Annotated in this window: 25 protein-coding genes; 17 read left to right on the top strand and 8 right to left on the bottom strand. The window is 65.8% G+C overall.

Going from position 1 to position 24952, the window contains the following annotated elements; all coding sequences use genetic code 11:
• Window positions 1-40: 40 nt before the first annotated feature.
• The 13 genes from FHS47_RS15015 (at window position 41) to rbsB (ending at window position 10728) form a co-directional block, all read left to right on the top strand.
• Window positions 41-253, top strand: a complete 213-nt coding sequence (locus FHS47_RS15015) for a lipoprotein (protein WP_167029594.1) — start codon at window positions 41-43, stop codon at window positions 251-253.
• A gap of 7 nt (window positions 254-260) precedes the next feature.
• Window positions 261-1088, top strand: a complete 828-nt coding sequence (gene dapF / locus FHS47_RS15010) for a diaminopimelate epimerase (protein WP_167029591.1) — start codon at window positions 261-263, stop codon at window positions 1086-1088.
• Window positions 1089-1163: 75 nt separating this feature from the next.
• Window positions 1164-1850, top strand: coding sequence for a DUF484 family protein (locus tag FHS47_RS15005; protein ID WP_167029588.1), 687 nt, complete (start codon window positions 1164-1166; stop codon window positions 1848-1850).
• Window positions 1847-2758: a tyrosine recombinase XerC gene (locus FHS47_RS15000; protein ID WP_167029585.1), complete on the top strand. Its 912-nt coding sequence runs from the start codon at window positions 1847-1849 to the stop codon at window positions 2756-2758. The genes FHS47_RS15005 and FHS47_RS15000 overlap by 4 nt, the downstream gene beginning before the upstream one ends.
• Window positions 2759-2963: 205 nt before the next feature.
• A complete protein-coding gene (gene hslV, locus FHS47_RS14995; RefSeq protein WP_167029583.1) occupies window positions 2964-3497 on the top strand; it encodes an ATP-dependent protease subunit HslV in 534 nt (177 codons plus the stop codon).
• A 4-nt stretch (window positions 3498-3501) separates the two neighbouring features.
• Window positions 3502-4839: an ATP-dependent protease ATPase subunit HslU gene (gene hslU, locus FHS47_RS14990; protein WP_167029580.1), complete on the top strand. Its 1338-nt coding sequence runs from the start codon at window positions 3502-3504 to the stop codon at window positions 4837-4839.
• A 39-nt stretch (window positions 4840-4878) separates the two neighbouring features.
• A complete protein-coding gene (locus FHS47_RS14985) occupies window positions 4879-5496 on the top strand; it encodes a hypothetical protein (RefSeq protein ID WP_167029578.1) in 618 nt (205 codons plus the stop codon).
• A gap of 124 nt (window positions 5497-5620) precedes the next feature.
• A complete protein-coding gene (locus tag FHS47_RS14980; protein WP_167029575.1) occupies window positions 5621-5974 on the top strand; it encodes a DUF971 domain-containing protein in 354 nt (117 codons plus the stop codon).
• 82 nt (window positions 5975-6056) lie between these two features.
• Window positions 6057-6953: a ribokinase gene (gene rbsK / locus FHS47_RS14975; protein ID WP_167029571.1), complete on the top strand. Its 897-nt coding sequence runs from the start codon at window positions 6057-6059 to the stop codon at window positions 6951-6953.
• On the top strand, window positions 6950-7348 hold the full coding sequence (gene rbsD, locus FHS47_RS14970) for a D-ribose pyranase (RefSeq protein ID WP_167029568.1): 399 nt from the start codon (window positions 6950-6952) through the stop codon (window positions 7346-7348). The genes rbsK and rbsD overlap by 4 nt, the downstream gene beginning before the upstream one ends.
• Complete coding sequence (locus FHS47_RS14965) at window positions 7348-8829, top strand: sugar ABC transporter ATP-binding protein (RefSeq protein ID WP_167029565.1); 1482 nt, start codon at window positions 7348-7350, stop codon at window positions 8827-8829. Before rbsD ends, FHS47_RS14965 begins: the two co-directional genes overlap by 1 nt.
• Before the next feature lies 1 nt (window position 8830).
• A complete protein-coding gene (locus FHS47_RS14960; protein ID WP_167029562.1) occupies window positions 8831-9775 on the top strand; it encodes a ribose ABC transporter permease in 945 nt (314 codons plus the stop codon).
• A gap of 17 nt (window positions 9776-9792) precedes the next feature.
• On the top strand, window positions 9793-10728 hold the full coding sequence (gene rbsB / locus FHS47_RS14955) for a ribose ABC transporter substrate-binding protein RbsB (RefSeq protein ID WP_167029559.1): 936 nt from the start codon (window positions 9793-9795) through the stop codon (window positions 10726-10728).
• Between the two features lie 153 nt (window positions 10729-10881).
• On the opposite strand, the gene FHS47_RS14950 is transcribed toward rbsB, so the two are convergent.
• Entirely contained in the window at window positions 10882-13395 is a 2514-nt protein-coding gene (locus FHS47_RS14950) for a DNA translocase FtsK 4TM domain-containing protein (RefSeq protein ID WP_167029556.1), read from the bottom strand.
• A 157-nt stretch (window positions 13396-13552) separates the two neighbouring features.
• Window positions 13553-14347, bottom strand: coding sequence for an SDR family NAD(P)-dependent oxidoreductase (locus tag FHS47_RS14945; RefSeq protein ID WP_167029553.1), 795 nt, complete (start codon window positions 14345-14347; stop codon window positions 13553-13555).
• Window positions 14348-14427: 80 nt separating this feature from the next.
• Here FHS47_RS14945 and FHS47_RS14940 point away from each other — a divergent pair, with 80 nt between their 5' ends.
• Entirely contained in the window at window positions 14428-14871 is a 444-nt protein-coding gene (locus FHS47_RS14940; RefSeq protein ID WP_167029550.1) for a helix-turn-helix domain-containing protein, read from the top strand.
• Window positions 14872-14874: 3 nt separating this feature from the next.
• Here the strand turns inward: FHS47_RS14940 and FHS47_RS14935 are convergent, their stop codons facing one another.
• The gene (locus FHS47_RS14935) at window positions 14875-15237 is read right to left on the bottom strand and encodes a hypothetical protein (protein ID WP_167029547.1); all 363 of its coding nucleotides are present in this window, start codon (window positions 15235-15237) and stop codon (window positions 14875-14877) included.
• A 3-nt stretch (window positions 15238-15240) separates the two neighbouring features.
• Window positions 15241-16185 carry a hypothetical protein gene (locus tag FHS47_RS14930; protein WP_167029544.1) on the bottom strand — a complete coding sequence of 315 codons (945 nt, stop codon included), beginning with the start codon at window positions 16183-16185 and terminating at the stop codon, window positions 15241-15243.
• Between the two features lie 165 nt (window positions 16186-16350).
• Here FHS47_RS14930 and FHS47_RS14925 point away from each other — a divergent pair, with 165 nt between their 5' ends.
• Window positions 16351-17217, top strand: coding sequence for a hypothetical protein (locus tag FHS47_RS14925; RefSeq protein ID WP_167029539.1), 867 nt, complete (start codon window positions 16351-16353; stop codon window positions 17215-17217).
• Between the two features lie 14 nt (window positions 17218-17231).
• On the opposite strand, the gene FHS47_RS14920 is transcribed toward FHS47_RS14925, so the two are convergent.
• On the bottom strand, window positions 17232-18440 hold the full coding sequence (locus FHS47_RS14920) for an MBL fold metallo-hydrolase (protein ID WP_208382040.1): 1209 nt from the start codon (window positions 18438-18440) through the stop codon (window positions 17232-17234).
• The gene (locus tag FHS47_RS14915; RefSeq protein ID WP_167029536.1) at window positions 18437-19486 is read right to left on the bottom strand and encodes an NAD(P)-dependent alcohol dehydrogenase; all 1050 of its coding nucleotides are present in this window, start codon (window positions 19484-19486) and stop codon (window positions 18437-18439) included. The genes FHS47_RS14920 and FHS47_RS14915 overlap by 4 nt, the downstream gene beginning before the upstream one ends.
• A gap of 109 nt (window positions 19487-19595) precedes the next feature.
• Here FHS47_RS14915 and FHS47_RS14910 point away from each other — a divergent pair, with 109 nt between their 5' ends.
• Window positions 19596-20486: a LysR family transcriptional regulator gene (locus FHS47_RS14910; protein ID WP_167029533.1), complete on the top strand. Its 891-nt coding sequence runs from the start codon at window positions 19596-19598 to the stop codon at window positions 20484-20486.
• A 133-nt stretch (window positions 20487-20619) separates the two neighbouring features.
• Window positions 20620-21843 (top strand): MFS transporter, encoded by a 1224-nt coding sequence (locus FHS47_RS14905; protein ID WP_167029530.1) that lies wholly within the window; start codon window positions 20620-20622, stop codon window positions 21841-21843.
• Window positions 21844-21849: 6 nt separating this feature from the next.
• Here the strand turns inward: FHS47_RS14905 and mnmE are convergent, their stop codons facing one another.
• Both mnmE and yidC read right to left on the bottom strand, forming a co-directional pair.
• The gene (gene mnmE / locus FHS47_RS14900) at window positions 21850-23193 is read right to left on the bottom strand and encodes a tRNA uridine-5-carboxymethylaminomethyl(34) synthesis GTPase MnmE (protein WP_167029527.1); all 1344 of its coding nucleotides are present in this window, start codon (window positions 23191-23193) and stop codon (window positions 21850-21852) included.
• Window positions 23194-23245: 52 nt separating this feature from the next.
• On the bottom strand, window positions 23246-24952 hold the full coding sequence (gene yidC, locus FHS47_RS14895) for a membrane protein insertase YidC (protein WP_167029524.1): 1707 nt from the start codon (window positions 24950-24952) through the stop codon (window positions 23246-23248).

Raw genomic sequence — 24952 nt, 5'->3', positions numbered from 1 at the left:
TCCCCGAGGCTATACTGGCGGTCGTTCAAAGGAGTTGCCCATGCGCCGACTCATCCTGCCCGTCGCCCTCGCCGTCACCGCAACCGCCCTGACCGGCTGCGGCAACAAGGGCCCGTTGTACCTTCCGCCGCCGCCCGCGGCCGGCGCCACGGCCAAGCCGCAGGCTGCCGCCCCGGCCAAGAGCAGCGACGCGCACGCGCCGCCGCCGGCGAGCACGTCCAGCCAGCCGTTCAACTCCGTCATCCATCCGTAAAACCGCGATGCCTTCCCGATTCACCAAGATGCATGGGATCGGCAACGACTTCGTCATCGTCGACTGGCGGGAAGACCCGCCCCGCGTTCCGAATGCGGCGCGCGTCGCGGCGCTGGCCGACCGCCACACCGGCATCGGCTTCGACCAGCTGATCAGCATCGAAGCGGCACGCGACCCATCCTGCGCGTTCTATTACGGCATCTGGAACGCCGACGGTTCGCCGTCGGGCCAATGCGGCAACGGTGTCCGCTGCGTAGCGGCATGGCTGTACCGCGACGGTGCCATCGAGCGGAACACGGATATCCGGCTGGAGAGTCCCTCCGGCCCGGTGACGGTTCGCGTGCTGGACGAGGGCACGGTGGTGGTCGACATGGGCGAACCCGACTTCGACCCCGCGTCCCTTCCGCTCGACCTGCCGGCGCATGCGACCTACACCGTGCATGTGGACGGCGAGGACGTAACCTTCGGCGCCGTCTCCATGGGCAATCCGCACGGGGTCGTGTTCGTCGACGACGTGACCGATCCCCGCGTCGATCGCCTCGGCCCGCTGCTCACGTCGCACCCGGTCTTTCCCGAGGGCGCGAACATCGGCTTCGCACAGCGACTGGGGCCAGACCGTATCCGTCTGCGCGTACACGAACGCGGCAGCGGGTGGACACGCGCCTGTGGAACCGGCGCCTGCGCGGCCGCGGCGGTCGCCCATGCGCTGGGGCTTGCCGCACCGGTCGTCGCCGTGGAACTGCCCGGCGGCACGCTCACCATCGAATGGCACGGGCCCGGTCGCACCTTGTGGATGACGGGCCCCGCCGCCTTCGTCTTCGAAGGCGAAGTGTGAAGGCGGAATGCGCAGCGCGCTTCCCACAGACTTGCTAAGTTACCCACAGGCATTGCCCGTACCCGAGGACACCCCATGACCGACACCACGATCGACGGCGCCATCGAGCCAGCCACCGTGGCGTCCTACCTGCGACAGCACCCGGACTTCCTTGTCGCCTATCCCGAACTGGCGAACGAGCTGGTGCTGCCGAGCACGAACGGCCCCGCGTCGTCGCTGGCGGTGCACCAGTTGCGCGGCCTGCGCGAAAAGAACGCCGAGCTGGAAACACGGCTGAGGGAACTGACCACCGTCGCCGGTGACAACGAGAAACTGATGCGTCGCGTGCACGGGCTGATGCTCGCGCTGCTGCGCGCCGGCGGCATCGAGGACACCGTGCGCCAAGTCGTCCGCCGCCTCACCGACGACTTCCAGTCCGAACGCATCCGTCTCGTGTTCTTCGGCGATCTGGCTGGCCTGCCCGACGAACCGTGGCTCCTGCGCGAGCCGCATGGCGCCGCCGGGCTGCCGGAGTTCGCTTCCTTCCTCGAACACGGCGACCCGGTGGCCGGTCGCCTCGCGCCCGACAAGCTGCATCGCCTGTTCGGCGAGGCGGCGCCGGAGGTTCGCTCCGCCGCGCTCATGCGCGTGGGCAACGACGCCTTGCTCGCCATCGGCAGCGCCGATCCGAACCGCTTCCACCCGGGCATGGGCACGTTGTTTCTGGACATGATCTCCACCACGGTCGGCTCGGCGATCGAACGGGCGCGGAAGGTGGCGTGACCCCCCGCGCCGCCGTCGAGGCCTTCCTCGGCCATTTCGCCGCCGAACGGGCGCCCTCGGCCCACACCCTCGCGGCGTACCGGCGCGACCTGGACAAGCTCCTGGCCTTCATGGAGGAGGAGGGCCTGGACAGCTTCGACCGGCTCACACCCGATCGGATGCGAACCATGATCGCCCGGCTGCACCGGCCGCCGCCCGGCAAGGCCGCCCGCGAAGGCCTCGAGCCCACCAGCATCCAGCGCCTGCTCTCCGCCTGCCGAACGCTGTTCCGGTATCTCAGCCGGGAAGGCCGTCTGGACCACGACCCGGCCGCGGGCGTTCGCGGCCCCAAGGTGCGACGCAAGCTGCCCCAGGTGCTCGACGCCGATGAGGCGAAGGAACTGGTGGAAACCAGCCTCGGGGGGCCGCTGGCACCGCGCGACACCGCGATGATGGAACTGTTCTACTCCAGCGGCCTGCGCCTTTCCGAACTCTGCGGCCTGCACTGGGGCGACCTGGATCTGGAAGACGGGCAGGTCCGGGTGCTGGGCAAAGGCCAGAAGACGCGCATCCTGCCCGTGGGGCGCTTTGCCGTGGCCGCCTTGAAGGCGCTGGCGGCGTTGGGCGGCGCCGGGCCCGGCCAGCCGGTGTTCAAGGGCCGGGACGGGGCGCCCATCAGTCCCCGCACCGTGCAGCAACGGCTGGCCAAGCTTTCCAGCGGCCAGGCGAAACGGGTGCATCCGCACATGCTCCGGCACACCTTCGCCAGCCACATGCTGGAGTCCTCCGGCGACCTGCGTTCGGTGCAGGAACTGCTCGGCCACGCCGACATCGCCACCACGCAGATCTACACCCACCTCGATTTCCAGCACCTCGCGAAGGTGTACGACGCCGCCCACCCCAGGGCCAAGCGGAAGACCCGCCCGTAGCGGCCGCGATCCTGTGGGAGCCGCTTCAGCGGCGATGGGTGCTCGCGATTGCCCTTGCGGGAAGCGCGCTGGAGCGCAAACGGGCGGTCGCGACAAAGTGGCCCGCTGCCGCGGGATCGCCGCCGTAGCCGGCTCCCACAGGGTTCGCTCCTTGGGTCGGGACCGGAGCACCCCCACCTCTGGCCTCTCCCCCAAGGAACGCACTATGGAACCGATGCACGCCACGACCATCGTCTGCGTCCGCCGCGGCGGCAAGGTCGTCATCGGCAGCGACGGGCAGGTCACCCTCGGCAATACCGTCATGAAAGCCAACGCCCGCAAAGTGCGACGGCTGGGCAAGGGCGACGTGCTGGCCGGCTTCGCCGGCGCCACGGCGGATGCCTTCACCCTTTTCGAGCTGTTCGAGGAAAAGCTGGTCAAGCACGGCGGCAACCTCACCCGCTCGGCCGTTGAAATGGCGAAGGAATGGCGGACCGACCGCCGCCTGGGCCGCCTGGAGGCCATGTTGGCCGTGGCGGACAAGGAGGCCTCGCTGCTCATTTCGGGCAACGGCGACGTGCTGGAACCCGAACACGGCCTCATCGCCATCGGTTCGGGTGGCCCCTACGCCCAGTCGGCAGCCCTCGCCCTGATGGAGAACACCGAGCTGGATGCCCGCACGATCGTGGAAAAAGCGCTCAAGATCGCCGGCGATATCTGCATCTACACCAATCACAACTATTCGATCGAAGAGCTCTGAGCCGATGTCCGAACTCACTCCCCGCGAAATCGTCAACGAACTCGACCGCTACATCATCGGCCAGCACGACGCCAAGCGCGCCGTGGCCATCGCACTGCGCAACCGCTGGCGCCGCATGCAGCTGGATCCGGGCATGCGCGACGAGGTCACGCCGAAGAACATCCTCATGATCGGGCCCACCGGCGTGGGCAAGACCGAGATCGCACGCCGCCTCGCCACGCTGGCCAACGCGCCGTTCGTGAAGGTCGAAGCCACGAAGTTCACCGAAGTGGGCTATGTCGGCAAGGATGTGGAGTCGATCATCCGCGATCTGGCCGATGTCTCCTACAAGCTGCTGCGCGAGCAGGCCAAGAGCCGCGTGCGCAGCCAAGCCGAGGACGCCGCGGAGGACCGCCTGCTCGACGCGCTGCTTCCCCGTCGGCAGGCCACCGGCTGGGACGACACCGGCAGCGCCGCGCCCGCCATCGACAGCGACACCCGCCAGAAGCTGCGCAAGCAGCTGCGCGAAGGGGCGCTGGACGACCGTGAGATCGAGCTGGATTTCGCCATGAACGTCGGCGTGGAAATCATGACCCCGCCGGGCATGGAGGAAATGAGCCAGCAACTGGGCAAGATGTTCCAGAATCTCGGCGGGCAGAAGGCACAGAAGCGGAAGATGACCATTCGCCAAGCCCGCCCCCTCCTGGTCGAGGAAGAGGCCGGCAAGCTGCTCAACGACGAGGAACTGCGCAGCCGCGCCGTGGAATCCGCCGAGCAGAACGGCATCGTCTTCATCGACGAGATCGACAAGGTGGCGCAGCGCTCCGAGTGGGGCGGGGCCGGGGTGAGCCGTGAAGGCGTGCAGCGCGACCTGCTGCCCCTGGTGGAAGGTTCCACCGTCTCCACCCGTTACGGGTCGATCAAGACGGACCACATCCTGTTCATCGCCTCGGGAGCGTTCTCGCTGGCGAAGCCCTCGGACCTCATTCCGGAGTTGCAGGGCCGCCTGCCGATCCGCGTGGAGCTCAATGCCCTCTCGGTGGACGACTTCAAGCGCATCCTGCGCGAGCCGAACAACGCGCTGACCAAGCAATATGTTGCGCTGCTCGATACCGAGGGCGTGTCCCTGGAGTTCACCGATTCGGGGATCGACCGGCTCGCCGACGTCGCCTTCCAGGTGAACGAGCGCACCGAGAACATCGGCGCCCGCCGCCTGCATACGGTGATGGAGCGGCTCCTGGAGCGCATTTCCTTCGAAGCGGCAGACAAATCCGGCGAAAAATACTTGATCGACGCCGAATATGTCGACAACCATCTCGGCGCGCTGGTCAAGGACGAGGATCTCAGCCGTTACATCCTCTGAACACCGGAGGGGACCCCCTCTGCTAAACTATTGACGTATATGGGCAAGGTTATCCAACTCAAAACCAACGGCCAGCGAGCAACCCTGCGCGAAGCACAGGATAATAAGCAGCTGGTGCGTCTGTGGCGTAGCGAACTCGAGCACGGCAGCTTCTGCGGCTATGTCGGTGGAGTCGGCCGCGAGTTCTTCTTGTTGTGGGTGGTCGGCGACGGTGTCAGCTACGACGGCATGTACATCATGCGGCACCGCGACATCTCGGAATTCGAGGCGCCGGACAAGCACGCGGGCTTCCTTGAGAAGGCGCTGGCAATGAAAGGCATTCAGCCGACACCGCCGGCCGACTTCCCGCTCGACGACATCTCGCAGGTCGTGCAGGCCGCCGCGGCGCATGCGCCGGTCATCGGCGTGCACGTCGACAGCGAAGACGAATCCGAGGTCTGCTACATCGGCCGCGTGGTGAGCGTGGAAGACGAGGGCTTCAACATGCAGGAAATCACCCCCGACGCGGAGTGGCTGCGCGAGCCGTCGTTCTTCGCCTGGGACGAGGTGTCCACGGTGAGCATGGAAGACGCCTACGCCATGGCCCTGCTGGCGGTTGCCGGCGATCCGCCTCCGCTGGAGCAGGGCACCGGCGACGGCTTCGGTCGCGCGCACTGAGCCTGTGACGAATATTGGGATGGCGGTGAACTGTGGGAGCCGCTTCAGCGGCGATCCCGCGGCAGCGGGCCAGGCCGTCGCGAGCTCCCATCGCCGCTGAAGCGGCTCCCACAAGAAGCACGGCATGTCCTACCCTCGCCCCACCGACATCGTCCTCCACGCCACGTCGCGCATCCTCGAAGTGGCGTTCGACAACGGCGAGCGGTTTCGCCTTCCATGCGAATACCTTCGCGTGAACTCCCCGAGTGCCGAGGTGCAGGGCCACGGTCCAGGACAGAAGGTTCTGGTCTCGGGCAAGCGCGAGGTCGGCATCGCGGCGCTGGAACCCACCGGCCACTACGGCGTACTCATCCGCTTCGACGATGGCCACGCCAGCGGTATCTTCGGCTGGGACACCTTGTACGAACTCGGCCGGGCCTATGATACGGCGTGGCCCGCCTACCTCGCCGAACTCGAGGCGAAAGGGCTTTCCCGCTAGGGAAAGATAAGCCGATGAAAGCCGCACTCGCTTCGACGACGTATATTGGCGCGTCCTACCGCGCATCCCGGAGCGAACCAGCATGACGCGAATCGTCGTCGTCGGCAGCATCAACATGGATTTGGTCACGCTCTCGCCGCGTTTCCCCGATCCGGGCGAAACGCTTACGGGCGATCGTTTCCTGACCGTTCCCGGCGGCAAGGGCGCCAACCAGGCCGTGGCCGCTGCCCGTCTGGGGGCGAACGTGTCGATGGTCGGCTGTGTCGGCGACGATGCCTTTGGCAAGCAGCTGCACGAAGGGCTGGTGGCGGAGGGCGTCGATGTCGCCCATGTAACCCGCGTCGAAGGCGTCGGCAGCGGCACGGCATCCATCACCGTCGCCGGCGGCGAGAACAGCATCGTCGTGGTGCCCGGCGCCAATGGCCGGGTTACTCCCGCGCAGGTGGAAGCTGCTCGCGACATCGTGCGCGGCGCCGATGCCGTGCTCGTGCAACTGGAAATTCCCCTCGACGCCGTCGAGGCCACCCTGCGCGTTGCGCAAGAAGAAGGCGTTCCGGTGATCCTCAACCCGGCTCCGGCGCAGCGCCTGCCTGCCGAATGGCTGTCGCGCCTGCGTTTCCTTACGCCGAACCAGCACGAGCTGACCACGGTGCTCGGTGCGCAAGGCGGAACGGATTTCCAGGAACTCATGCGCCGTGCGCCTTGCCCGGTCGTACTGACCCGCGGCGAGGACGGCGCCTGGTTCCGCGAACAGGGCGAAGCACCGCGACACCAGCCGGGCTTCAAGGTCGAGGCGGTGGATAGCACGGGTGCCGGCGACACCTTCAACGCCGCGCTCGCGGTCTACCTTTCGGAAGGCCTCGAGACCGCCGTGCGCAAGGCGTGTGCCGCCGCCGCCATCGCCGTGTCGCGCCTGGGTGCACAGGCCGGCATGCCGCGCGCCGACGAGGTGGACGCTTTCCTGGCTTCGCAATCATGAGACGCAGCGGACTCCTCCACGCCGAACTCAACCGCGTCGTCGCGGCCATGGGCCACACCGACACCCTGGTGATCGGCGACGTCGGCCTGCCCGTGCCGCCCGGCATACCGTGCATCGATCTCGCCGTAGTTCCGGGCACACCGTCCTTCGGGAGCGTGTTCGAGGCCGTTTACGCGGAACTTGCCGTCGAACGAGTGACGGTGGCCCGCGAAATCCACCAACGAAACCCCGCGATGGTGGCATTGGCGGCCCGGCTTCGTGGCGACGGCATCGCCGTGGACGAAGTCAGCCACGACGACCTGAAAGCGCTATGCGCACGCGCGGTGGCCGTGGTGCGTACCGGCGAAACGTCGCCATACGCGAATGTCATTCTCCATGCAGGCGTCACCTTCTGATGAACACGCCGCTCGTCCGGATGCATGGCATCCACAAGTCCTTCGGCCCGGTGAAGGTACTCGAAGGCGTGGATTTCGAGTTGCTGCCCGGCGAAGTGCACGCGCTGATGGGCGAGAACGGCGCCGGCAAATCCACGCTCATGAAGATCCTCACCGGCATCCACGCGCCGGACGCGGGCGGCATCGAGGTGGACGGCAGGGCCGTGGCGATCGCCACGCCGGCCGATGCGGAGAAATACGGCATCGCGATCATCCACCAGGAACTGAACCTGATCCCCTCGCTCAGCGTGGCGGACAACCTGTTCCTCGGCCGCGAGGTACACCGCTTCGGCCTGCTCGACCGCCGCGCCATGAAGCGGCGCGCCACGGAATGGCTGGCCCGCGTTGGCATGGAGCGGCTCGACCCCGGCATGCTGATCGAGCGCCTGTCGGTCGGCCAGCAGCAGATGGTGGAAATCGCGCGTGCGCTCGGCCAGGAAGCGCGCGTGCTGATCATGGACGAGCCCACCGCTGCCCTGACCGAGCACGAGACCGCCACGCTCTTCAAGCTCATCCGCGAGCTGCGCGAGCAAGGCAAGGGCATCGTCTACGTCTCGCATCGCATGGAAGAAATCTTCGCCATCTGCGACCGCATCTCGGTACTGCGCGACGGCCAGTTCGTCGGCACGCGCCCGGTACCGGGCCTGGGGTTCGACGAGGTGGTGAAGATGATGGTCGGACGCACGCTCGATGCGCGCTATCCCGTACGCACCCCGAAGATCGGCGAGGTTCGGCTGAAGGCCGAGCATATCGGCGGGGGGCCGGTGCACGACGTGAGCTTCGAGCTGCATGCCGGCGAAGTGCTCGGCGTGGCCGGGCTGCTGGGTGCAGGCCGCACGGAACTGGCGCGACTGATCTTCGGCCTGGACCGGCTCTCTTCGGGCAAGGTCACGCTCGACGGCATCGAGGTGACACCTAGGTCGCCCAGCGAAGCGATCCGCGCGGGGTTCGGTTTCGTGACGGAAGATCGCAAGGCCCAGGGCCTGGTGCTCGACCTCAGCCTGCGCGAGAACGTAAGCCTGCCACGCGTTCCTGCACGCGCGGGGCTCGTCGATCGTGCCGCCGAAACGAAGCAGACGCGCGGACTCATCGACGCGCTGAAGATCCGCACGCGCGACATGGAACTGGAGGCACGCTCGCTCTCGGGCGGAAACCAGCAGAAGGTGGTGCTTGCGAAATGGCTGGCGCTTAAGCCGCGCGTGCTCATTCTCGACGAACCCACCCGCGGCGTGGACGTGGGGGGCAAAGCCGAGATCTACCACATCATCAATCAACTCGCGGAGCAGGGCGTCGCCATCCTCATGATCTCCTCGGAACTGCCCGAAGTGCTGGCCATGAGCGACCGCATCCTCGTGATGCACGAAGGCCACGCCACAGCCCTGCTCGACGCCCATGGCGCCACGCAGGAAGCCGTAATGACCGCCGCGACCGGAGGCAAGTGACATGACGTTGCATTTCGACCGGAGCCGCGCCATCACGCTCCTCCAGCGCCTGGGCTCGGTGATCGGCCTCGTGCTCCTTTTCGTCGTGCTCTCGATCATGAGCCCCGACTTCCTCACCACCGACAACCTGCTCACGGTGCTGCGCCAGGTCTCGATCAACGCATTGATCGCCTTCGGCATGACCTTCGTGATCCTCGCGGGCGGTATCGATCTTTCCGTCGGCGCGATCCTCGCCCTGACCGGCGCGGTGACGGCCGGTCTGATGGCCGCCGGTCACGGCATGCTTCTCTCCGCCGGAGCAGGCCTGGCGCTCGGCCTCCTTCTGGGCATCGTCAACGGCGCACTGGTCTCGTGGGGACGGGTAGCGCCGTTCATCGCTACCCTCGGCACGATGACGCTGCTGCGCGGGCTCACGCTGTCGTATACACAGGGCAGCCCGATTCCGGTAACGAACAGCGGCTTCGCCCTGATCGGCGGCGGCTACGTCGCTCACCTGATCCCACTACCCGTGATCTGGATGTTCGCCGCCTTCCTCGTGTGCGGTTTCCTGCTGCGCGGCACCGTCTTCGGCCGCCACGTCGTGGCGATAGGCGGCAACGAGGAAGCCGCACGCCTCTCCGGCGTGCGCATCTCTCCGATGAAGCTGGCGATCTACGGCCTCTCGGGGCTGCTTTCGGCATGTGCCGGCATCGTGCTGACCTCGCGCCTGTATTCCGCGCAGGCCACCGCCGGTGCCGGCTACGAACTCGACGCGATTGCCGCGGTGGTGCTCGGCGGCACGAGTCTGTCCGGAGGCCGCGGCTGGCTGTTCGGCACGCTCGTCGGCGCGCTGCTGATCGGGTTCCTCAACAACGGCCTCAACCTGCTGGGCGTCAGCTCGTTCTACCAGCAGGTCGTCAAGGGCATCGTCATCCTGATCGCCGTCCTGCTCGACAGGCGGCAGTGAACCACGAGGTACTTCCCATGCGCATACCAGGTTTCCTTACCGCCGCGGCGGTCACGTTGCTCGCCGCCTGTTCCCAGCAGGGACCGGGCGAATCCGCCCCGGCCACCAGCGGCACGGCTGCGGGCGCCGCTTCCTCCGGAAAGCCGGTGGTGGGCCTCGCGCTCTCCACACAGAACAATCCGTTCTTCGTCGAACTGAAGGACGGTGCACAGAAGGCGGCGAACGATGCCGGAGTTAACCTCCTGGTCGTGGATGCGCAAGACGATCCGGCGCGGCAGATCTCCAGCGTGGAAGACCTGATCCAGCGGCGCGTGTCGGTAATCCTGCTCAATCCCACCGATTCCTCGGCGCTCGCCGGCGCGGTGCAGTCGGCGCAACGCGCCAACATCCCCGTGGTGACGCTCGATCGCGGCGTCGACGGGGTCGACGTCGCATCGCATATCGCTTCCGACAACGTCGCCGGCGGCAAGATGGCTGCCGATTACCTGGCCAAGGCCCTCGGTGGAAAGGGCAACATCATCGAATTGCAGGGTGTGGCAGGCACCTCCGCCGCACGCGAGCGCGGCAAGGGCTTCGACGATGCGATCGCCGGCACCGGCATGAAGATCGTCGCCAGCCAGCCCGCGAACTTCGATCGTGCGCAAGGCCTGTCCGTCAGCGAGAACCTGCTGCAGGCACATGGCGACGTGCAGGCGATCTTCGCGCAGAACGACGAAATGGCGCTGGGCGCGGTTCAGGCGCTTGCCGGCAAGAACAAGAAGGTGCTCGTCGTCGGCTTCGACGGCACGCCCGACGGCAAGACCGCCGTGCAGAACGGAACGATGGCGGCAACGGTAGCCCAGCAACCCGAGGAAATCGGCAGGCTCGGCGTGGAAACCGCCAAGAAGCTGATCGACAAGCAGCCGGTCGAGAAGTCGATCGCGGTGCCGCTGAAGCTGCTGACGAAGGAATAGACCCACCGCCTTTCTGGGAACTCCGCTTCCGGTTGGCAAAGCCGCTGTTGTGGGAGCCGCTTCAGCGGCGATCCCGCGGCAGCGGGCACGCTTGGCGCGAGCACCCATCGCCGCTGAAGCGGCTCCCACAGAAGGCCGGTTGTCGCTAAAGCATCAGTCCTGCGGCCCCGGCGCAATCACTTCGCGTTGGCCGTTGATGCCCATCGACGACACCAGGCCGGCGGCTTCCATGGCTTCCACGAGGCGCGCCGCGCGGTTGTAGCCGATGCGGAACTGGCGCTGCACGAACGAGATCGATGCGCGGCGCGAGCGCAATACGAATGCGGCGGCTTCGTCGTAGAGTGGATCCAGCTCCGCGTCCATGCTTTCGTCGCCGGGCTCGCCGTCGGCGGCTTCGCTGGCGGGGCCGGCGAGGATCTCGTCCTTGTAATCCGGCTCACCGAACTGCTTCAGCCACGCCACGATACGGTGCACTTCCTCGTCGGCTACGAAGGCACCGTGGATGCGCTGCGGGTAACCCGTGCCGGGCGGCAGGAACAGCATGTCGCCCTGGCCTAGCAGGCTTTCCGCGCCCATCTGGTCGAGGATCGTGCGCGAATCGATTTTCGACGACACCTGGAAGGCGACGCGCGTGGGGATGTTCGCCTTGATGAGGCCGGTGATGACGTCGACCGACGGACGCTGCGTGGCAAGGATGAGGTGGATGCCGGCCGCGCGCGCTTTCTGGGCGAGGCGGGCGATCAGTTCTTCGATCTTCTTGCCCGCGACCATCATGAGGTCGGCCAACTCGTCGATCACCACCACGATCATGGGAAGGGTGTCGAGGTGCTCGGGCACTTCCGGGTGGGCCGGGAACGGATTGAACAGCGGCTTGCCGGCTGCGCGCGCTTCGCGCACCTTCTGGTTGTAGCCGGCCAGGTTGCGCACGCGCAGGTCGGACATCACCTTGTAGCGGTTTTCCATTTCCGCCACGCACCAGTTCAACGCGTTGGCCGCGAGCTTCATGTCGGTGACCACGGGCGCCAGCAGGTGCGGGATGCCTTCGTAAACGGAAAGCTCCAGCATCTTCGGATCGATCATGATCATGCGCACGTCTTCAGGCGTGGCCTTATAGAGCATCGACAGGATCATGGCGTTCACGGCGACCGACTTGCCCGAGCCGGTCGTTCCGGCGACGAGCATGTGCGGTGCCTTTGCAAGGTCGGCCACCACAGGCTCACCGGTGATGCCCTTGCCCATGGCGAGCGTGAGTTGGGAATCGGATTCGCGGTACTCGGCGGAATCGAGGATTTCCGACAAGGCGATCATCTGCCGTTGTTCGTTCGGCAGTTCGAGCCCCATGCATGTCTTGCCGGGAATCGTTTCGACCACGCGAATGGACGTCCGTCCCAAGCCCCGGGCAAGGTCCTTCATCAGCGCTACGATCTGGTTGCCACGCACGCCGACCGCGGGCTCCACTTCGTAGCGCGTGATCACCGGCCCCGCGGATGCGCCGACCACTTGCACCGGCACCTTGAACTCGCGAAGGCGCTGCTCGATCAGTTCACCGGTTTCCGCAAGCTCGGCGTCGGAGATCGACAAGGCGTCGTGGCGTGGCGCCGCCAGCAACGAAAGGGGAGGCAGACTCGGCGATTCGCTGCGGCTGCCGCGCAGCGGCGCCGTCGTGGTGAGCGTGGCGGTGCGTCGCGGCGGCGCTTCGTCGAGGGTCTCGTCATTCGCCGCAATAGCGAAGCGCGAGACCGGCCGGGGCACCGGCACCTCGGGCGCGGCGAATGCGCTGGCGGGCACCGGCGTGTTCTCTTGGACGACAGAACCACGTTCGTGGACCGGCTCGAGCTGCACGCCGAACGCCTCGTTCTCGGGCGTCGGTCGCCCGGGGACAGTGTGCGCATCGATCGCATCCTCGGCATCGGGATACGCCGGCTGGCGCGCTGTCTGCCGCCCGGCGGACCGAAGCTCCGACGTCGGCAAGCGGCTTGTCGCCATGCCGCTTGCCATGGTGTTGGACGAGGCTTCCACCTTGCGCGGCGCCAGCCACGGTTCGCGAATGACCGTTTCCGCCTGCGTGTGATGTCGCGTCGGCGCGGGCGCCGATGGTGCTTCGACATGACCGGCCACGTGTCGCGCCGGCCGCGCGGAAGGCACGGCGTCCTTCTTGGCGTCCACCCTGGCCCTTCGCCGTACGGGTGGGCGATCCGCGCGCCGCACGGCGGCGGCCTGACGGCGGCTCGTGGCACGGGACCCCGTCCGCGCGAGCAGCCGACGTGTTCCCGCGATGGCCAGCGCGCCCAGGGGTTCGAGCATGGCGTTCGCGCGTGCGAGAAACGACGACCATGGCACGCCGAGGTACCAGGGGAGCGCCAACGCAAGAACCGCGACACTGAGCAGGGCGGCGAGACCGCCACCCGGGAAGCTGGCCCCCGCAGCGGCAAGCGCACGACACACCACGCCACCCACTGAGGGATCGTCGGTGTAATGGGAGACGACAAGCCCCTCCAACGTGGCGCTTGCCAGCAGCACCAACACGAATCCCGTCCAGAAGCGGATCGCACCGGGCCCGACCGTGGGCGGCCGGCGACGGCGGATCAGGGCCGCGGCCACACGCCAGAGCAAGGGGATGAACCAGACCGTGGAAAGTCCGAACGCGCCGAACACGAAGGAAAGCATGCCTAACCGCAAGAATCGAGCGAGTCCGCTAGTTTAGCCGGCATTCGTGCCGAATGACGCACAAATGACGCGTAAGCTGCTGGCAACGCTCGGAGGATGGCATGCCTGTCGAACGGCGGTCCCGGCGAATCGCTGTGGCCGGGACCGCTTCAACGGGTTACGCCCGGTAGCGCGTCCCCACGTCCTTGCGAGACAGGTTGGGTGCCATGGCAAGACGAGCCGCCTCGTATGCCTTGTACTGGCCTTCGTCTTCGAGCGGGGGGATGGTCACCACTTCGCCACGGTCGTAGCCGATGAGCGCGGCATCCACGAGGTCCGCCGTGTCCATGACCATGCCCGGGAGGATGGCGTCCACGTCCTTGCCCGATTTCTCCCAGATCTCGGAACGCGTGGCCCCCGGCAGCACGGCCTGGGCGCGCACATTCGTTCCCTGGAGCTTGGAGGCGAGGCCAAGCGTCATGTTGATGAGGTGGGCCTTCGTGCCGCTGTAGAGGCCATCCATCATTTCCGGAACCAGCGCCAGCACGGAGGCGATGCTGATGATGCCGCCCTTGTTGCGCGCGACGAAGGCCTTCGCGGCCGCGGCCGCCAGCACCGTGGGAGCCAGCGTATTGACCACGATGAGCTGTTCGATTTCCTTGCTGCCGTTCTCCAGGATGCTGCCATTGAGGGAGATGCCGGCGTTGTTCACGAAGAGGGTGATCTCAGGATCTTCGGCCAGGCGGTGTTCGACAGCGGCGATACCTTCGCGCGAGCCGAGGTCGGCCTGCAGGGTTTCCGCGTGTCGGCCCGTGCGCGCGCCGATGTCCTTCGCCAGGGTTTCGAGGCGATCCAGGCGACGCGCGACCAGGATCAGGTCGTAGCCGCGGTCGGCCAGGCGCCGGGCGTAGACTTCGCCGATGCCGGACGAAGCGCCTGTAATCAATGCCTTACCTTTATTTTCAGTGCTCATGAACGTCGACTCCGCATGGTTAGTTGCAAAACGATAGCTACTACGTTGCCATACGATAGTGACGTCGCTATCATAATGCAATGGACACCGACAAACTTTCTTCCGGCACCTGCGCGATCTCCCGCGGCCTCGCCCTTGTGGGCGACGCCTGGAGTGCGTTGATCCTGCGCGATGCGAGCCTGGGCATGACCCAGTTCGACCAGTTCCGGACGAGCCTCGGCATTGCGCCGAACATCCTGTCGCGTCGATTGAAGGCCCTGACCGAAGCCGGTGTCTTGGAGAAGCGGCGCTACAGCGAGCGCCCGCCGCGCGACGAATACGTGCTGACCCAGGCGGGTCGGGATTTCCTTCCCATCCTCGCCGCCATGGGCGAATGGGGTCGTCGTTATAACGGCACGGGCAAACTGAGCCACCTCGTGGTCAGTGAAACCGGCGAACGGGTTCGTGCGACAGTGGTCGACGAAATATCGGGTAGACCGCTACGCGATCTGCCCTTGCGTTTGGTCATGCCTGAAGCAGGATGAACATCAGGAAATAATCGCTATGACCTTGGTTACCGTAACGACCAGAGTGGTCACGTGGGTTATCGCTTTCCCAAGTTTGGCGATGTCCCTCATGGCCTGGTCTACGGACGCGCTGACCTTTTCAAGGTCGCGAACAAGGTCTTTCCATTCCGTCGAAGTCACCACCAGCAAGTCTTTCTTGCGATAGAGCTGGAATTGCTGGACGGAAAGATCGAGCGCCGTTCTTGAGAGGGTTTGCGCGTCTTTGTCGTGTCCGTCCCTGATAGCCAGCTCGCAGAGGGTGTTGAGGCCACCGATCGTGTCGCGCAGTTTCTCGATCTGGCGTTCGATTGCGGCCAGCGAACCCTGAGTTGTCGTGGCGTTCATGGCTTACCTCGCTTCCGCAACGGCGTCGTAGGCCTGCTTGGCCGACGCCGCATAGGCCGCCATTTCGGCGGCAAGGGCCCGAACGTCGACCTTCGGATCCTCCAAGGCGTGCAGCAGCTTCGAATGCGCGGTCCGCACCTGGACGAAAGGTATGGCCATGTCTGCCGAAGTCAGCGCGCGAAGACGCTGTGCGCCCCGGCTTGCGTCCTCCAGATCGCGTCGCTTGGCTGCGCGCGCGCTCTCGCTACGGGGACTGCCTGCACCATTTGCGCCGGTGACAAGGTTGATCACCCGGTTGCGCTCGTAGCCTATGACGAAGCGCTGCCGCTCCCGAATGCGATCGACAAGGCGCTCCGAGGCGAGTTGCACGGCAGGGTCGGCCGTGGAAACGGCTTGGCGGATTGCGCTAAGTCGCCGGTGTTCGAGGAAGACATCAACGACGGGCTTCGCGACGGCGATGACCGCAGCTGCCTGCTTGCCCGAATTGCCGTCCTTATCGGCCATCGCGAAGAGCTTTCCGACCGATTGGGAGAGCTTGTCCGCGCTCGCGTTGAATTCCTCCGCACTCTGCGCGTCGACAAGGGCGGTCAATGACCGTGCGTAAGTATCCAGTGCCGTCGCAAGAACGGATGTCTCGGCGGCTGGATCAGTCTGATACACGACCGCATCCGTTCGTAAATCCCGCAGACTGCAATCCGGGTCCTCGACGGCGACATCGCAACGCGTAGCCGAGAACAGCAGCTTGCGATCGCGCCCGGAGTCGCCCTCGATATCCGCAGTGACCTCCTGCTCCTTGACCATATCGTCGGAGACCTTGGCTGTCGCTTTCGCCGCGGCGGCCGTTACAGCGAACGCGTGTACAGGAACCTTGAACCGATTCGCCGAACATCCGCTTGCGGCGGCGACGACCCATGCCCCGAGAACGAACCAGCCAATCACGCCTCTCATGTCGCCTCCTGGCTAACCCCTGTGGAGAATCGGCTCCGGATACACCTACGCGCTGAAATCTAACCCGCGCTGACGACATGCCACATAGGCCACTTGGACGATGGCACGAGCGCCTGGGAGGGGTTCATGCTTGCGCTGCCAAGACCGTCTCGCGGGAGGTGCGACATGGATTTCGTGGCTTATCTGAAGTATGGCTTGCCCGGGCTTTGCCTCGGTCTCGTCCTCGGCCTGGTGGGGGCCGTATTGAGCAAGAAGGTGACTTCGCAGCAGCACCAGACTCTGAAAACATCGTTCTTCTTCGCGTGTTTCCTGTTCTTTCTTGTCTGGTCTTCAACCCTCGCGACCGAATATATGAATTACGCGAAGTCGACGCATACCCCGAGGATGAAGGTGGCGATCATCGTCCGCCCGGACGCCGGCGGCGGACGGCCGGAGTACGCACCGAGCATCAGTTCGGTTCTGACGCCCAAGCCGACGAACAACACCGTCGAAGTTTCCGGAGAAGGTTCGAACAGCAACGTTACGGTCGACGTCAGCAGCATGAGGATGCTTCTTGAACGTCTCGCAACGGAAAACAACCAGCAGCGAGTGGCGATGGCAATGCAGACGAAGGCATTTTCGGAAGCCAATGCAGCGAGAGCGAAGCTCTATGCCGCGTTGACATCCACACCGGAGTCAGTGAGGCCAGCGATAAGCAAGGTTCTAACCTCGCCCAATGGCGAAGGGGCAGCAGACGAGATATGTCAGGGGGCGAGCCCGACCGTCTGCGGCTGGGCCCGTATGGCGAATGGCGATGTCGCGTCCGCCAAGGAATCCTTCGCCGTCGCAGCAAACGACGGATCCCTACCGAGCGCAGAGGTGGCGTCTGCCCAGAAGGCGCTCGGCTACGTGTTTCTGACCGAGGGAAAGAAGAGCGAGGCTGTGGAACTCACACGCAAGGCCGAACAATCGGGCGACATCGGAGCAAGCAGACAGCTGCGTGCGATCGAGGCCGAAAAGCAACGGATTACCGCGCCCTCCGGGCAGCCGTAACGGCTGTCATCTCGTCATGCCGACGTCGTAGTCCGTTCCGGCTGCGGACACGAAGGCGTCGCGAACGTGTGGGCGGGATCGCCACGCAGCGATGCCACGATGGGGTGCTCGCTGTCGGTGAACCAGTGTTGCGACGGCCACCACCGTGCGATCGAAGGATGTGTCGTGGGTTCCACGGCCTGTCCCGGCTCGGGCACAAGGACCTCGGCATGGCTGCATCGCGCGGCCGCGAGGATGCGCTCCGCGGGCTCCGTCCACGGGTGATGCGCCAGTTTGATCAGCCCCCAGTGCACGGGAATGAGCACGCGACCGCGAACTTCTTCGTGCACGCGCATGGCCTGTTCCGGGCCGAGATGCCAGTCGGGCCATTGCGGATCGTACTGACCGGATTCGATCATCGTGACATCGAAGGGTCCGAATCGGTTTCCGACATCGGAAAACGTATCGTTGAGGCCCGTGTCGCCCGAGTAGAACGCGCGATGGGCAGGACCGACGATCGCGTAGCCGGTCCATAGCGTCTGGTTGCTGCGCGGCGACAGGCGTCCCGACGCATGACGCGACGGCGTGGAGGCCACGCGCACGTTGCCTACCTTCGCTTCCTGCCACCAGTCCAGCTCGGTGATGCGTTCTTCGGGCACGCCCCATCCGATGAGATGCGCACCCACGCCCAGCGGCACGATGAAGCGGACACCGCGTACGTTCAATGCCTGGATCGACGCGCGATCGAGGTGGTCGTAATGGTCGTGCGACACGAGCACGGCATCGATGCGCGGCAGGTGATCGATCGGCACCGGCGGTTCGTACCAGCGCTTTGGGCCTAGCCACGGAAAAGGCGAGGCTCGCTCGCTCCAGAACGGATCGACGACGAGGTTGGTGCCATCGATCTCCAGCAACATCGACGAATGGCCGAACCAGGTGACACGAAGCCCGCTTTCCGGCGGACGGGCGTACGCCGCCGAGGAATCGACCGTCGGTACCGGTCGGTCGGGTTCCTCGCCGGGTTTCGACTCGAGGATCTGGAAGATGCCGCCCTTGATGTTGCTGTACATCGGCAACGGGTTGTCGAAGCGGTCGCCATGCCATTCCGGTGACGAGGCATAGCGCGACAGGTGCGCTCCGTCCGGGTGTGTGCCGATGTTCGGCCACGCCGAGACGGCGGCAAAAACGACGAAGGCGCCGACAAGTGCGGCGCCGACGCCTATGCTGCGGACGATGCACCTCAAGCGGGCATCGTCGCCATGTCGATCACGAAGCGGTAGCGCACGTCGTTCTTCACCAGGCGCTTGTAGGTTTCATTGATCGAGGCCATGTCCACCACCTCGATGTCGGAGACGATACCGTGCTCCGCGCAGAAATCCATCATTTCCTGGGTTTCCGCCATGCCGCCGATGGCCGAACCCGCGATGGTGCGGCGGGGAAGCATGAGGGCGCCACCGATCATGCCGTCGATCGGGGTGAGCACGCCCACCAGCACCATCGTGCCGTCGAGCCGCAGCAGGTTGATGTACGGGTTGAGGTCATGCGACACGGGAATGGTGTTGAGCAGGAAGTCGAAGCTCGACGCCGCGGCCTTCATCGCTTCGGCATCGGTGGAGAGCAGCACCGCGTCCGCGCCCAGGCGCTTCGCGTCGTCGCCCTTCGCGGCCGAGGTGGTGATCATGGTGACGTGCGCGCCCATCGCCTTCGCAAACTTCACGCCCATGTGGCCGAGGCCGCCGAGACCGACGACGCCCACCTTCTGCCCCGGGCCGACGTTCCAATGGCGCAGCGGCGAATAGGTGGTGATGCCGGCGCACAGCAGCGGTGCCGTGGCCTTGAGGTCGAGCTTCTCGGAGATCTTCACGGCGAAGCGCTCCTGCACCACGATGTCGGTGGAGTAGCCGCCATAGGTGGGCGTGGTCTTATCCTGCTCGGTGCCGTTGTAGGTGAAGCTGGTATGAGTGAGGCAGTACTGCTCGAGGTCGCGCTTGCACGACTCACACTCGCGGCAGGAATCCACCATGCAACCCACGCCGGCGTAATCGCCCACCTTGAACTTGGTGACGCCGGCACCGACGGCCTTCACCCGGCCGACGATCTCGTGACCCGGCACCATGGGGAAGATGCCCGGACCCCAGTCGTCCCGCGCCTGGTGCAGGTCGGAATGGCAGACACCGCTGTAGAGAATTTCGATGTGGACGTCGTTCGGGCCCACGTCGCGGCGCGGCACCTTGAAGGGAGCGAGGGGCGCGTTGGCCTGGGGAGCGGCGAATCCGCGAACTTCGAACATGGGAGTCATCCTTATCGTGGGTGGCTTGAGGCCGCTCACGATAATGGCTCAACAATCTCTTGCGCCAACGGGGATTTCTCGATGAATCGTTGAGTTATCCTTGATAATCATGCGCCCCGACAACCTCTCCCACCTTGCCGCCTTCGCCGCCGTGGCCCGCCATGCGAGCTTCCGCAAGGCGGGTGCCGAGCTGACCCTGACCACCTCGGCCATCAGCTATGCCATCCGCAGCCTGGAAGAGCGGCTCGGCGTGGTGCTGTTCCATCGCACCACGCGCAGCGTCTCGCTGACCGAAGCCGGACAGCGCCTGCTGGAACGTCTCGAACCGGCACTGGCGGACGTGGGCGAGGCACTGGAGGAAATGAACAATTTCCGCGCCACCCCGGCCGGGACGCTGCGGATCAACATGCCGCGAGTCACCGCACAGCTGCTGCTGCCGGGCCTGCTGCCGCGTTTCCTCGCGTTGTACCCCGACATCCACTTCGAGGCTGTCGATAACGACGGACTCATCGATATCGTGGCCCTCGGTTTCGACGCCGGTATCCGCTTCCACGAGCAGGTGCCGGAGGACATGATCGCCGTGCCGATGGGCGGCCAGCAGCGCGGCGCGTGCGTGGCATCGCCCGATTACATCGCGCGGCACGGTGTTCCAGAGCACCCGAACGATCTGTTCCAGCACGACTGCATCCGCTTCCGCTTTCCCAGCGGTCGACTCTACAAGTGGGAGTTCGAGCAGGGACCGAAGAAGCTGGAACTGGACGTCCGCGGCCGCGTCACCTTCGGCGACCTGCGCCTCGCGCTCGATGCCGCTGTTGCAGGCATCGGCTTCACCCTCGTGCTCGACGACCAAGTGACCGAGCTCGTGGCGGAAGGCAGACTGGTGAAGGTACTCGAGGACTGGTGCCCACCCTACCCAGGTTTCATGCTCTATTACCCTCGCCAGCGCCGGATCACCTCGGCGCTGCGGGCCTTCATCGAATTTGTGCGCGAAGAGCTCTAGCAGGCCGCTGTAGGAGCCGCCATGGCGGCGATCCCGCGGCAGTGGGCAAGCTGGCCGCATAGGCCATCCGGGCGTATGCTAGGTCGATGCTGCGACGCATCACAGCGTCGCGCCCCACATCCCCGAGCAACCCATGACCTCCAACGCTCCCGTCTCCCAGCCGGGCACGCCGCCCGTTCGCGCTCCCCACGTCGGCCTGGTGATCCTGGCGCTGGCCGTCGGCGGCTTCGCCATCGGCACCACCGAATTCGCTTCCATGAGCATGCTGCCCCTGTTCGCACAGGGCCTCGGCATCGATGCCCCCACCGCCGGCCATGTCATCAGCGCGTACGCGCTGGGCGTGGTCGTCGGTGCGCCGATCATGACGGTGCTGGGTGCGCGTGTGCCGCGCCGCCGGTTGTTGCTCATGCTCATGGCGATGTTCACGGTGTTCAATGGTCTCACGGGCCTGTCGCCGAGCTACCACTGGATGCTGGTCTTCCGCTTCCTGGCCGGACTGCCGCACGGCGCGTATTTCGGCGTCGCCGCCTTGGTCGCTTCGTCGCTGGTGCCGGCGAACCGTCGCACGCGGGCGATAGGCCAGATGTTCCTCGGCCTCACCATCGCCACTGTGGTCGGCGTTCCTCTCGCAAGCTGGCTCGGACAGGCGGTGGGCTGGCGCTGGGCCTTCGCGCTGGTGGCACTGCTTGGTATCGCCACGATGTCCGCCGTCGCGGCGTTCGCGCCCGAAGTACCCGCCGATGCAGACGCGAGCCCGTTACGCGAACTCGGTGCATTGAAGCGCCCGCAGGTGTGGCTCACGCTCGGCATCGGTGCCATCGGTTTCGGCGGCCTCTTCGCGGTGTACACCTATCTCGCCGACATCCTGCTCTCGGTAACGCACATGCCGCTCAGCGCGGTGCCATGGGTCATCGGCGTCTTCGGCATCGGCCTCACCGCAGGCAACATGATCGTGCCTGCGTTTGCTGATCGCGCGCTCATGCGCACGGCCGGCGTGCTGCTGGTATGGAGCATGGCGATGCTGGCGGCCGTGCCGTTCACCGCCGGCAACGTGTGGACGCTGGGCTTGAACGTTTTCCTCATCGGCGTCGGCGGTGCACTGGCTACCGTGCTGCAGACGAGGCTGATGGACGTGGCCGGCGACGCGCAGGGTCTTGCCGCCGCGCTGAACCATTCGGCGTTCAACACGGCGAATGCGCTCGGGCCGTTTCTCGGCGGGCTGGCCATCGCGCACGGTTATGGCTGGACGTCACCGGGCTGGGTGGGGAGTGCGCTCGCGCTGTGCGGCCTGTTTATCTGGGCGATGTCGGTTACTGCGGATAGCCGCGAGCGGGACATGGCGGCCGAGTCGTGCTGACGAACGTCACTTTCCGATACAGAACGAACTGAAGATCGCACCCAGCAGATCGTCGGACGAATAGGTGCCCGTGATCTCCCCCAACGCCTGCTGCGCCTGGCGCAGTTCTTCGGCAGCCAGTTCACCCGCATGGCTGTCGTGCAGTGCATCCGCCGTCCTAGCCAGATGATCGCGCACGACTTCGAGCGCCACTACGTGGCGTCGTCGCGCGCTGAAGGCACCTTCGCCTGCGCCAGCGGTGGCTAGGTCACGAAGCAGTGCGCGAAGCGCATCGAGGCCTTCGCCGGTGCGCGCCGAGAGCCACAGCGTCTCGTGATTTCCGCGTGTCTCGCGATGCGCGACTTTGTTGGCAAGGTCGATCTTATTGATCGCCACGATGCGCGTGGCGTGTGCCGGCGTGCCGTCGAAGAACGCGAGATCGCTGTCGACGTGGTCCACATCGGTAACCAGAAGGGCAACATCGCAGCGTTCGAGTTGCGCGCGTGCGCGGCGGATGCCTTCGCGTTCCACGATGTCTTCCGACTCGCGCAACCCGGCGGTATCCGCCAGTTCGAGAGTGGCGCCGTCGATGGTGACGGATTCGCGCAGCACGTCGCGCGTGGTACCGGGTATGTCGGTGACGATGGCGCGTTCCTGCCCCGCCAGTGCATTCAGAAGGCTGGACTTGCCGGCATTCGGACGGCCAACGATCGCCACGGCGATGCCGTCGTTCAAACGCACGCCACGGCGCGTTTCCACAAGTAACGCATCCAGGTGCGCGCGTAGCGCGGCAAGCTTCTCGCCGATGACGGGATCGGCGAGGAAGTCGATTTCCTCTTCGGGGAAATCGATGGCGGCTTCGATGTGCACGCGCAATCCGATCAGTTCGGCAAGCAGCGATTCCACGCGCGCGGAGAACACGCCTTCCATGGAACGCAGCGCGGCACGCGCACCGGCTTCGGAGGTGGCGGCGACCACGTCGGCCACCGCTTCCGCCTGGGCGAGATCCAGCTTGCCGTTGAGAAACGCGCGCTCGGTGAATTCGCCAGGACGGGCGAGGCGGGCGCCAAGTGCAACGACGCGGCGAAGCAGGGCATCCAGCAACACCGCGCTGCCGTGGCCTTGCAGTTCGAGCACGTGCTCGCCGGTGTAGGACGCCGGCGCAGGGAAGTAGAGCAGGATGCCGCGGTCGATCAGCTCGCCGTTACCGTCGCGAAACGCGGCGAAGTGCGCATGACGCGGAAGCGGTTCGCGACCGAGCATCGCGCGCGCGATCTCCGGCACCCGTGGCCCAGACACGCGAACGGCGCCGACACCCGCCGCGCCCGCGCCGGTGGCGATGGCTGCGATGGTGTCGTCGCCGTGGTTCATGCGTTGCCTTCGATGGCCGGACGGCGCGCCTTGCGACGCGCCGTCCGGAAGATCATGCCGTCTTGGCCTTGAGGTCGGCCTTGTCGACGCTACGGTTGATCCACCACTGCTGGAGCAGGCTGGTGGCGCCGTTCACCGTCCAGTAGAGCACGAGGCCGGCCGGGAAGAAGGCGAAGAACACGCCGAAGATCAACGGCATCACCTTCATCATCTTGGCCTGGGTGGGATCCATGCCCGCGGTGGGCATCATGCGCTGCGTGAGCAGCGTGACCAGGAAGTAGAGCACCGGCAGCACATAGAGCGGATCGGGCGCCGACAGGTCGTGGATCCAGCCGAAGAACGGCGCCTGGCGCAGCTCGATGGATTCGGAGAGGACGCGCAGCAGGCCGATGAAGATGGGGAAGGTGATGAGGATGGGCAGGCAGCCCGCCATCGGATTCACCTTTTCCTTCTTGTACAGCTCCATCATCGCCTGCTGCATCTTCATGCGGTCGTCGCCGTAACGCTCTTTGAGCGCGGCGACACGCGGCTGCAGCTTGCGCATGCGCGCGCCGGAACGGAACTGCGCATCGGTGAGCTTGAACAGCGCGGCCTTGATGAGCAGCACGAGCAGGATGATGGCCACGCCCCAGTTGCCGCTGATGGCGTGCAGCTTCGACAGCAGCCAGTGCAGGGGCTGGGCGATGATCGTCAGCCAACCGTAATTGCTGGTGAGTTCGAGGCCCGGCGCGATGACGTCGAGCGTGCCCTGCAGCTTGGGACCAACATACAGGCGCGCGACGCTATCGGCACTCTGGCCGGGCGCCACCTGGATGGCGGGGCCGAAGGCGCGCACGAGATAACGCGGGGTGGCGGAGTTGGGATCGACGATGTTGCTGCTGTACGTCACGCCCTGGTCGGCCGGCGGAATCCAGGCGACGAAGAAGTAGTGCTGCAGCATGCTGATCCAGCCGCCGGTGATCTGGCGATTGAGCGGCTTCTTCGCGAAGTCGTCGAAATGCAGCGACTCGAACTTGTTGTCGGGGCTGTACCACGCGGCACCGAAGAAGCTGTGCTGCTCCGGATCGGTGTAGGCCTTGAGCCAGCTGGCCTTGGGTGCGGGCACGCGTTGCAGCTGCTGGTACGCATTGCCCGTCCAGGCGGCGGCCGAGCCGTTCTCGATGCGCTGATCGAGGTCCACCACATAGTTGGTGCGGTTGAGCGTGTAGCGCTTCACCACCTTCACGCCGGACGGGTCGGTCCAGGTGAGGTCGATGCTGGCCGTCTTCTGGCCATCGGCCAGCGTGACGTTGGTCTGGTCGGTATGGAAGAGGGCGCGATGATCGGGCGCGGCTCCGGTGCTGCTGACGAGGCCGTTCTGGGCCGCGAAGAAATGCGCGGGGTCGTCGTTGAGTAGGCGGGCCGGCGGCGGATTCGGATCCTTCTTCGTCACCGGGTCGCGCGGGTAGGCCAGCAGTTCGGAACGCACGATGCTGCCGCCGCGGGTGTCGATCGTCAGGCGCAGCACGTCGTTCGACAGCGTGACCAGTTCTCCCTTGCCGTCGGCCGGCGCTGCCGTCTCGTTCGGCACGGCGGCCGGAGCGGTGGAACCCGGGACGCTGTTGTCGGCGTTCGCCTTGCCGGCGCCGGCGGCCGCATCGGTCTGCGCGGCGGGCGTCGGTGCGACCGGTTGCGGGCCGTAGTCCTTCTCCCATTCCGTCCACAGCAGGTACGCCACGAACATGAGCGCGAAGAAGAGGAGCGTGCGCGTTTGATTCAT

The sequence above is a fragment of the Luteibacter sp. SG786 genome, from assembly GCF_011759605.1.
GTDB lineage: Bacteria > Pseudomonadota > Gammaproteobacteria > Xanthomonadales > Rhodanobacteraceae > Luteibacter.
Note: the sequence above shows the minus strand (reverse complement) of the source record. Positions and strands in the feature narration are given on the sequence as shown.